Origin of the sequence: Streptomyces sp. NPDC046909 (genome assembly GCF_040644695.1) — a bacterium.
Taxonomy (GTDB): Bacteria; Actinomycetota; Actinomycetes; order Streptomycetales; family Streptomycetaceae; genus Streptomyces.
Window position 1 is genome coordinate 185,057 of sequence record NZ_JBEYXC010000008.1, and the last position, 8,869, is coordinate 193,925.

Annotated in this window: 9 protein-coding genes; 6 read left to right on the forward strand and 3 right to left on the reverse strand. The window is 72.3% G+C overall.

Annotated elements, in window-relative coordinates; all coding sequences use genetic code 11:
* Positions 1-127: 127 nt before the first annotated feature.
* The gene (locus ABZ928_RS26660) at positions 128-799 is read right to left on the reverse strand and encodes a class I SAM-dependent methyltransferase (RefSeq protein WP_361523821.1); all 672 of its coding nucleotides are present in this window, start codon (positions 797-799) and stop codon (positions 128-130) included.
* A 115-nt stretch (positions 800-914) separates the two neighbouring features.
* Here ABZ928_RS26660 and ABZ928_RS26665 point away from each other — a divergent pair, with 115 nt between their 5' ends.
* From ABZ928_RS26665 to ABZ928_RS26685, 5 genes are all read left to right on the forward strand, one after another.
* The gene (locus ABZ928_RS26665) at positions 915-1,547 is read left to right on the forward strand and encodes a hypothetical protein (protein WP_361523824.1); all 633 of its coding nucleotides are present in this window, start codon (positions 915-917) and stop codon (positions 1,545-1,547) included.
* Between the two features lie 88 nt (positions 1,548-1,635).
* A complete protein-coding gene (locus tag ABZ928_RS26670; protein ID WP_361523827.1) occupies positions 1,636-2,250 on the forward strand; it encodes a dihydrofolate reductase family protein in 615 nt (204 codons plus the stop codon).
* 69 nt (positions 2,251-2,319) lie between these two features.
* The gene (locus ABZ928_RS26675) at positions 2,320-3,252 is read left to right on the forward strand and encodes a helix-turn-helix domain-containing GNAT family N-acetyltransferase (protein WP_361523829.1); all 933 of its coding nucleotides are present in this window, start codon (positions 2,320-2,322) and stop codon (positions 3,250-3,252) included.
* Positions 3,253-3,270: 18 nt separating this feature from the next.
* Positions 3,271-4,071, forward strand: coding sequence for a sugar phosphate isomerase/epimerase family protein (locus ABZ928_RS26680; RefSeq protein ID WP_361523832.1), 801 nt, complete (start codon positions 3,271-3,273; stop codon positions 4,069-4,071).
* Between the two features lie 104 nt (positions 4,072-4,175).
* Complete coding sequence (locus tag ABZ928_RS26685) at positions 4,176-5,465, forward strand: MFS transporter (protein WP_361523835.1); 1,290 nt, start codon at positions 4,176-4,178, stop codon at positions 5,463-5,465.
* Here the strand turns inward: ABZ928_RS26685 and ABZ928_RS26690 are convergent.
* A complete protein-coding gene (locus ABZ928_RS26690; protein WP_361523838.1) occupies positions 5,443-6,018 on the reverse strand; it encodes an alpha/beta hydrolase in 576 nt (191 codons plus the stop codon). The two genes, ABZ928_RS26685 and ABZ928_RS26690, sit on opposite strands and share 23 nt — an antisense overlap.
* Positions 6,019-6,069: 51 nt before the next feature.
* Between ABZ928_RS26690 and ABZ928_RS26695 the strand changes: the two genes are divergently transcribed.
* A complete protein-coding gene (locus ABZ928_RS26695; protein WP_361523841.1) occupies positions 6,070-7,023 on the forward strand; it encodes a LysR family transcriptional regulator in 954 nt (317 codons plus the stop codon).
* Between the two features lie 39 nt (positions 7,024-7,062).
* Here ABZ928_RS26695 and aroA read toward each other — a convergent pair whose 3' ends face one another.
* A complete protein-coding gene (gene aroA, locus ABZ928_RS26700) occupies positions 7,063-8,322 on the reverse strand; it encodes a 3-phosphoshikimate 1-carboxyvinyltransferase (protein ID WP_361523844.1) in 1,260 nt (419 codons plus the stop codon).
* Positions 8,323-8,869: the final 547 nt, after the last annotated feature.

Sequence of the window (8,869 nt, forward strand, 5' to 3'; positions counted from 1 at the left end):
CCTTTCCCTGTCTGTCGACAGCCGAACTTCGATACGAAACGGTTTCGTACCGACAAGCTTCAGACTACGAGGAGGCTTAACGAAACGCAAGCGTTTCTCTACCCGGCCCGGATTTCCGACACGAACCTCACCGCACCGCGACGAATCCGAACAGCTCCGGCACCCCGCCCGGCCCCGCCTCGACGGTCCGTTCCAGCCGCAGCCCCGCCGCCGTCACGGCGTTCAGGAGGTCGGCCAGCGGGATGTGCCAGGCGCCCACCCGAGCCCGTACGCCCTCGGGGTTCCAGGAGTCGAGGGTGCGGGACCGGTCGGCGTACCGGTCGTCCAGCACCACCCGCCCGCGCTCCCGCCAGTCCGCGAACGCCCCCACGAAGCACAGATGCACCCCGAGGTGCACGAACCGCCCGCCGGGCGTCAGCACCCGCGCGATCTCGCGCACCACGGCCGCGTAGTCGGGTACGTCCGTACTCGCCAGCACGCACATCGCCGCCGGCACGGAGGCGTCGGCCAGCGGCAGCGCCGTCGCGTCGGCGACCGCGACCGGCAGCCGCGCCGCGGCGTGCCGCAGCTGCCCCGCCGAGAGGTCGACGCCGACCGGGGTCCGGCCCAGCTCCGCCGCGACGCCCGCGTGGGCGCCGGTGCCGCAGCAGACGTCCAGACAGACGCCCTCGCCGGGGCCGAGCAGCGCCCTCAGCGTCGTATGCACCTGCTCGAAGTACGCGCCGCCCAGGCTCGGCGACATGAACGCGTTGTACCAGTCCGCGTGATCGTCGTACGCCGGTGTGGCCGTTGTCGTCATGCCCTTGATCCTGGGGACAACTCACCTGCCACAAACCCCCGTTCGCCCTCAGCGTCCCCGCCGCGCAGGTGATATCCGGTTTCCGCGTCTCCGGGGTTGTGGCAGGGTCCGGCTCATGTCCGTCGAAGTCGCCTACCCCGTGTTCCGTACGACCGACCCGGCCGAGGCGTTGAGCATCGCGCGGGGGCTGGTGGCGGTGGGGGTCGGCGCGGAGTCGAAGGTGCGGGTGGATGTCCGGCTGGACACCGTCGAGGACGTGGTGCGCCTGCGGAACACGCTTCCCGGAGACGCCACGTTCATCACCACGCGGTGGCGGGACGTGCGGCGGATGAACGGAGAACCCGTCGACCCGCCCGCGCTCTACTGCGGCGTCCCGGGAGCCGACCTCGCCACCGACCCCGAGTCCCTGTCGCGCTGGCTGCCGTTGGCGGCCGACCTGTGGGAGCAGCCGATCGGCGGCATCGAGGACGCCTTCACCGCGGCGGCGGGCCGGTGCATCGGGCAGCTGGAGTGGTACGGCCTGGTGTGGCCGGAGGTCCCGGAGGAGGAGCTGAACCGGGATCTCAAGCACGCCGAGGTCTCCGTGCAGTTCAACCGCCGTACGCGGGACTGGGACGAACGGGCCGACGACCACACCGTCTTCGTCCATGTACGTGCCACCGGCGACCCCGAGGACGAGGCCCGGCAGGTGACCTGGGTGGCCCGGCACGTCGGGCTGCACATCATCGGGCCGCCGGACCAACATTGAACGCCCACCGATGAGTACCGATGAGTTTCGCGCCCCGCGCCGGTCTCCCTTCCCGTAACCAGCCGCACAGCCGACAGGAGCACCTCCCATGCCCATCGTCATCACCTCTTTCATCAGCCTCGACGGCGTCGTCCAGGCCCCCGGCGGCCCCGAGGAGGACACCGACGGCGGGTTCGCGCACGGTGGGTGGACGCACGCCTTCTTCGACCCGGAGGTGGTCGGCGGGGCCTTCGACGCGGCGCTGGGGGAGGCGGACGCGCTGTTGTTCGGGCGGCGTACGTGGCAGGCGATGGCGGGGGCGTGGCCGGAGCGGGCGGGGGATCCTCCCCCGCAAGCGGGGGGACCCCCAGCGGACCGGATGAACTCGATCAAGAAGTACGTCGTCACGGACACCCTCGGCGATGACGACCTGACCTGGGAGAACAGCACCCTCGTCCCCGGCGCCGAGGCCGTCGCCCACCTCCGCAAGATCAGCGAGAGTGAGGGTGAGGGCGGCAAGCTGCTCGTCATGGGCAGCCCCGGCCTCGCCCGCACCCTTCTCCACGAGGGGCTCGTCGACGAGCTGCGGCTCATCGTGATGCCGGTGATTCTCGGGGGCGGCAAGTCGATCTTCCCGACCGAGGGCGCCAAGCACACCTTCGAGCTGGTGTCGACGGCCACCTCGCCGACGGGGACGCAGGTCAGCGTGTATCGCCGGGCGTGACTCTGGACGGGGGTGCGGGGTCGTCGTACGGTATCTCTGACTGAGTCAACGATCCGGGGGTCGACGACCATGACCGTGCAGGACATCCGCGCCTTCAACCGCTTCTACACGAACGTCATCGGCGCCCTCGACTACAGCCGCCACCTCTACGCCCCGTACACCCTCACCGAGTCCCGCGTCCTGTACGAGCTCGCGCACTCCCCGCGTACCGACGCGGCCGATCTGCGGGGCGAACTCTCCCTGGACGCGGGCTACTTGAGCCGGATCCTGAACAAGTTCGAGCAGGACGGCCTGATCGAGCGCGCCCCCTCCCGCCGCGACCCGCGCCGCCGCCGGGTCACGCTCACCGCGCGGGGGCGGGAGACCGCGGCGCTGCTCGCCGAGCGGGCGGACGAGTCGGTGGGCGCGCTGCTGGCGACGGTCCCGTCCGCCGACCGCCCCCGGCTCGCCGAGGCCATGCACACCGTCCGCGAACTCCTCTCCGACGGCCGCCCGCCACGCCGCGAGGACGTCCTGCTGCGCGAGCCCGGTCCCGGCGACCTCGGCTGGATCGTGCAGCGCAACGCGGCCCTCTACACCGCGGAGTACGGCTGGAACGCCGACTACGAGGGGCTGGTGGCCCGGATCGTCGCCGACTTCGCCGAGGACCACGACCCGCACCTCGAACGCGTGTGGATCGCCGAGCTCGACGGCCGCCCGGTGGGCTGCGTGATGTGCGTACGCGACGAGGCCCCGGCGACGGCCCGCCTGCGTCTCCTCCTCGTCGAGCCGGAGGCGCGCGGCCTCGGCATCGGCGACCGGCTCGTCACCGCCGTCATCGACTTCGCGCGCGGCGTCGGCTACCGCGAGCTGGTCCTGTGGACCAACGACATCCTCACCTCCGCCCGCCACATCTACCAGCGCCACGGCTTCGTCCTCCTCGCCGAGAAACCGCACCGCTCCTTCGGCAAGGACCTGGTCGGCCAGGACTGGCGCCTGGACCTGCACGGCGGTCAGGAGTGACGCGTAGAGTCCGTTGACATGAAGCTGGCGTTCTCCACTCTCGGCGTCCCCGGTCTCCCCGTCCCCGAGGTCCTCCGCCTCGCGACCGCCCACGGCTATCACGGCGTGGAACTGCGCGCGCATCCGGAGGAGGCGGTGCATCCCGGCATCGACGCCGCCCGCCGGGCCGACGTGGTCGCCGAGTTCAAGGCGGCCGGGGTGGAGATCCTCGGTCTCGCCGGGTACGCGCGCGTGGCCGCGCCGGGCGACGACGAGACGGTGATCGCGGAGATCCGCGCCCTCCTCGACCTCGCCCACGACCTCGGCGCCCCGTACATCCGCGTCTTCCCCGGCGCCAGCCCCGAGCAGACGACCGCGGAGGCCGACGCGACGGCCGCGCGACGCCTGGGCACGGCGGCGGAGTACGCGGCCGACGTCGACGTACGGGTACTGCTGGAGACCCACGACTCGCACCGCACCGGCGCCGACGCGATCCGCGTCCTCGGCCTCGTCGGCCACCGCAACGCCGGCTCCCTCTGGGACGTCATGCACACCTGGCTCGGCGGCGAACAGCCCTCCGAGACCTACGCGGCGCTCTCCCCGTACCTCGGATACGTCCAGGTCAAGGACATCGCCTCCCCCGACGACACCACCCCGCTCCCCCTCGGCGCCGGCGTCCTCCCGCTCGCCGAGTGCGTCGAGGTCCTCTCCCGGCACGGCTGGGACGGCTGGCTGTGCTGGGAGTACGAGAAGCGCTGGTACGAGGGGGCGGCACCGCTGGCCGAGCTGCTGGGGGCGGGGCGGGAGCATCTGGGGCGGCTGCTGAACGAGAGCGCGTGACCTGTTCAGCGCCGCGAGCGCCTGACTAATTCGGTGGCTCGGGAGCCGACGACCGGTTAGCGTCCCCGGGTGCATCAGCCCACCCCGCCCCCGGTCCTCCTCTCATGAGCCTGTCCCACGCGCTGCTCGACGTACGGCCCCTGCGCACCTCCCCCGTCTTCCGGCGGCTGCTGTTCGGGCGCACGGTGTCCACGCTCGGCAGCTTCATGACCATGGTCACCGTCCTGTACCAGGTCTGGGACATGACCCACAGCACGTTCTGGACGGGCGCGGTGGGTGTCGCGCAGGCGGTGCCGATGGTCGCCGTCAGTCTGTTCGCGGGCGCGTGGGCCGACCGCGTCGACCGCCGCCGCATGTACCTCACGGGCACCGTCGGATCGGCGGCCTGCTCCCTCCTGCTGACCGTGCAGGGCTTCGCCGGACACGCGCCGGTGGCGGTCGTCCTCGTCCTGGTCGCGGTCCAGACGTCCTTCGCCGCGCTGGGCGCCCCCGCGGCGGGCGTGTTCGTCCCGCGTCTGCTGCCGAAGGAGCAGGTGGCCGCGGGCCTCGCCCTCCAGCAGGTCACCGCCCAGGCGATGATGCTGACCGGCCCCGCCGTCGCCGGCGTCGTCCTCGGCTGGTGGGGCATAGGCGTCTGCTACCTCCTGGACACCTTGAGCTTCACGATGTCCTTCTACGGCGCCTACGGCCTCCCCGCCCTCCCACCCGAGGGCGACAAGTCCCGCCCGGGCGTCCACGGCGTCCTGGACGGCCTCGGCTTCCTGGTCAGACACCGCGTGGTGCGCGGCGCCCTCCTCACGGACCTCGCGGCATGCGTCCTGGCGATGCCCCTCTCCCTCTTCCCCCTGGTCAACCAGGAACGCTTCGGCGGCGACCCACGCACCCTCGGCCTCTTCCTCTCCGCCCTGGCCGTAGGCGGAGTCACCGCCACCGCCTTCTCCGGCCCGGTCACCCGCCTGGCCCGCCCCGGCCCGGTCATGCTGTGCGCGTCCGGGGGCTGGGGCGTGTTCCTCTTCCTCTTCGGCCTGACGACCAGCGCCTGGGCGGGCCTCGCCCTCCTCGCCCTGGCCGGCGCGGCGGACGCCCTCGCCGTCCTCTCCCGCACCACCATCGTCCAGACCTTCACCCCTGACTCCCTCCTCGGCCGGGTCACCGCCGCCGAGACGATCGTCGGCCAGGCGGGCCCTCACCTCGGCAATCTGCGGGGCGGCTTGGTGGCGGGCTGGACGTCGGGGGCGACGGCGCTGATCGCCGGAGGGCTGATGTGCGTGGCGGCGGTGGTGGGGGTGGGGGTGACGACGCCGGAGTTGCGGAGGCCGGGAAGTGCGGGTGGGGCCGGAGCCGGGGAGGAGAGCGGTACGTCCGGTGGCGCTACCCCTCCCCCCGCACCGTGAACTCAGTCTCCGGGTCCAGGCACCACTCCAGCACCGAGGGCCAGGAGCCGTAACCGGCGTCCAGGTCGAGGTGGGCGGCGCCGGGGAGGAGGGTCGTGGGGAGGCCGAGGGGGTCGCCGTAGACGGCTCGGGCGCCTCCCGCGCAGTACGGGTCGTCGTCGCCGGCGACGAGGAGGGTCGGGCCGGGGAGGGCGAACTCCAGCGGGGGCGGGGCGAATTCGGCGACCTCGGGGTATTGCGCGAGGACGGTGGGAGAGGGCGGCCCGACGAGCAGTACGCGCTCCACGTACCCCTCCTTGACGATCCCGCGTGAGACGGCGTGCAGCCAGAGGACGGCGGAGAGGCTGTGGGCGAGGACGACGTCAGGGCGCTGTTCGAGGTGGCGGGCGAGTTCGCCGAGCCACACCTCCAGGTCCGGGTCGTCCGGTTCCGGCAGCTGCGGATACGTGACCTCATGCCCGAGCTCGGCGAGACGATCGGCGAGCCAGTGCTGCCAATGGCCCTCGGGACGGTGGTTCTGCCAGCCGTGGAGGATGAGATAGGAGGAGGTCATGGCGTAGATGGTTTCCGATGACAGCCCGACCGGTCCAGTTAACCTTTCTCGATGGAACAGGTAAGCGAGACCTTCACAGTCGACCTGCGCCGCCTCACGGTCCTCCGCGAACTCCAGCGCCGAGGCAGCCTGGCGAGAACGGCGGAGGCCCTGCACCTGACCCCGTCGGCGGTCTCACAGCAGATCGCGGCCCTGTCCCGCGAGATCGGCACCCCCCTGACGGAACGGGACGGCCGAGGCGTACGCCTCACCGGCCAAGCCCGTGTCCTCCTCACCCACGCCGACGCCATCGCCGCCCAACTGGAGCGCGCCCGCAGCGACTTGGCGGCATACGGCGAAGGCGGCCGCGGCTCGGTGACCATCGGCTGCTTCTCCAGCGGAATCCTGGGCCTCCTGCCGGGAGTACTGCGCGGACTGGCCGCGCGTCTGCCCGACGTACGCGTCGAGGTCGTGGAGGCCGAACCCCCGGACCTCTTCACGGCGTTGGACGCCGGACAGGTCGACGTGGCGGTGGCCGTCGACTTCGCGGCCACCCCACCCCACACGGACCGCCGCTACAGCCGGATCGACGTGCTGCGGGACGTCCTGGACATCGTGGTCCCGACGAACCACCGACTGACCGGCGGCAAGCAGGTCGCCTTGCGCGAACTGGCCACCGACACCTGGGTCGCCGGGGACGCCCGCAGCTGCGTCGGCGCGATCACCCGCGCGGTCTGCGCGACCTCCGGCTTCACCCCGGACATCCGCCACGCCGTGAACGACTGGAGCGCACTGGCGGCGCTGGTGGAGGCGGGGGCGGGGGTGGCGCTGATCCCGAGGCTGGTGCGGCCGCTGTACGAACACCGGCGCCTCGCGGTACTGACGACGGAGGGGGAACCGCCGTCGAGGAACATCTTCGCGGCGGTACGGACGGGGGCGGAGGGAGACCCGGTGTTGAGGGCGGTGCGGGATCAACTACGGTCATCAGCCGCCGAGTCGGCAACACCCCGCACGGAAACACCCTGACCCGCACCGCACCGCCCGCGACGCGCCATCCGTGCCCCCCTACCGCAGGCCGTCCCTCAGCTCCGCGAACGCCTCATGGAAGCCCGGGAAAGTCTTCCGTACGCATCCCGGGTCGTCGAACGAGATTCCCGGCACCCGAAGGCCCGTCACCGCGAACGACATCACGATGCGGTGGTCGCCGTACGACTTGATCTCGGTCCCCCTCAAGGAGCCCGCGACCCCCGGGCGGATCTCGATCCAGTCCAGGCCCGTCGCCACCTCCGCCCCCAGCCGCCGCAGGTTCTCCGCGCAGGCCTCCAGTCGGTCGCACTCCTTGACCCGGGTGTTCGCCACGTCCTCGATCCGTACGGGGCCGTCGGCGAAGGGTGCGATCGCGGCGAGCGTCGGCATCGTGTCGGAGATGTCCCGCATGTTCACGGTGACCCCCCTCAGGACCCCTGTACCCCTGACTCGCGTGCCGTCCGGTCCCACGGACACCTCCGCACCCATCCGCCGCAGTACGTCGACGAAGCCCAGGTCGCCCTGGAGCGCCCCCTCCCCCAGGCCCGGCACGGTCACCTCCGCGCCCGGGGTCACCGCTGCCGCCGCGAAGAAGTAGCCGGCCGTGGAGGCATCCGGTTCGATGGCGTACGTCGTGGCGCGGTAGCCGCCCGGCGGGACCACGAAGACGTTCCCCTGCGAACCGCCCGTCTCCCGCCCCACCTCCACCCCGAACGCCCGCATCATCGCGATCGTGATCTCCACGTACGGCACCGAGACCAGGTCCGTCACCCGGATCCGCAGGCCCTTGCGGGTCAGTGGGCCCAGGAGGAGCAGTGCTGTCAGGTACTGCGAGGACTGCCCCGCGTCCAGCACCACCTCGCCGCCCTCGACGCCCGTTGCCCGGACCGTCAGGGGGTGGTGGCCCTCCGTCTGCTCGTGCCGCAGGTCCACGCCGAGGTCGCGCAGGGCCTGGGTCAGGGGGAGCAGGGGGCGGCGCCGCATCTGCTCCGAGGCGTCGAAGCGGTACGTGCCGTGGCCCGCCGCTGCCAGGGTCGGCAGGAAGCGGGCCGTGGTCGCGCCGTCCCGGCAGTACACGTCCGCTTCCGGTACCGCGGGGCCCGCCGGGCGGCCGTCCACCTGCCAGGCGTCCGGTGTCCGTCCCAGCCGGTACCCGAGCCGGGTCAGGCCCTCGGCGAAGCCCTCGGTGTCGTCCGAGCGGAGGGGGCGTACGAGGGTGGTGACTCCGTCGGCCGCCGCCGCCAGGAAGAGGGCGCGGGCGGTGATGGACTTGGAACCGGGGATGTCGACTGCGGGCATGCGCTCATGATCGGACGGCGGTCGGCTCCGGCGCCGGGACGTCCACGTGATGGACCGCCACAGGCCACCGGAACGTCACCCACGCCCGGCTGCAGGCAAGCCCTCATCACCGGACCACGCTCGGCTCCGGCGCCCGGACACCCACCGGACAGACCGCCACAGGCCACCGGAACGCCACCGACATCCGACCGCGGGCAAGCCCTCATCACCGGACCACGCTCGGCTCCGGCGCCCGGACACCCACCGGACAGACCGCCACAGGCCACCGGAACGCCACCGACATCCGACCGCGGGCAAGCCCTCATCACCGGACCACGCTCGGCTCCGGCGCCCGGACACCCACCGGACAGACCGCCACAGGCCACCGGAACGCCACCGACATCCGACCGCGGGCAAGCCCTCATCACCGGACCACGATCGGCTCCGGCGCCCGGACACCCACCGGACAGACCGCCACAGGCCACCGGAACGCCACCGACATCCGACCGCGGGCAAGCCCTCATCACCGGACCACGATCGGCTCCGGCGCCCGGACACCCACCGGACG

Bases quoted from the DNA above. Each gene is read 5' to 3' on its own strand.
- ABZ928_RS26660 (WP_361523821.1), bottom strand. From the start codon at position 799: ATGACGACAACGGCCACACCGGCGTACGACGATCACGCGGACTGGTAC.
- ABZ928_RS26665 (WP_361523824.1), top strand. From the start codon at position 915: ATGTCCGTCGAAGTCGCCTACCCCGTGTTCCGTACGACCGACCCGGCC.
- ABZ928_RS26670 (WP_361523827.1), top strand. From the start codon at position 1,636: ATGCCCATCGTCATCACCTCTTTCATCAGCCTCGACGGCGTCGTCCAG.
- ABZ928_RS26675 (WP_361523829.1), top strand. From the start codon at position 2,320: ATGACCGTGCAGGACATCCGCGCCTTCAACCGCTTCTACACGAACGTC.
- ABZ928_RS26680 (WP_361523832.1), top strand. From the start codon at position 3,271: ATGAAGCTGGCGTTCTCCACTCTCGGCGTCCCCGGTCTCCCCGTCCCC.
- ABZ928_RS26685 (WP_361523835.1), top strand. From the start codon at position 4,176: ATGAGCCTGTCCCACGCGCTGCTCGACGTACGGCCCCTGCGCACCTCC.
- ABZ928_RS26690 (WP_361523838.1), bottom strand. From the start codon at position 6,018: ATGACCTCCTCCTATCTCATCCTCCACGGCTGGCAGAACCACCGTCCC.
- ABZ928_RS26695 (WP_361523841.1), top strand. From the start codon at position 6,070: ATGGAACAGGTAAGCGAGACCTTCACAGTCGACCTGCGCCGCCTCACG.
- aroA (WP_361523844.1), bottom strand. From the start codon at position 8,322: ATGCCCGCAGTCGACATCCCCGGTTCCAAGTCCATCACCGCCCGCGCC.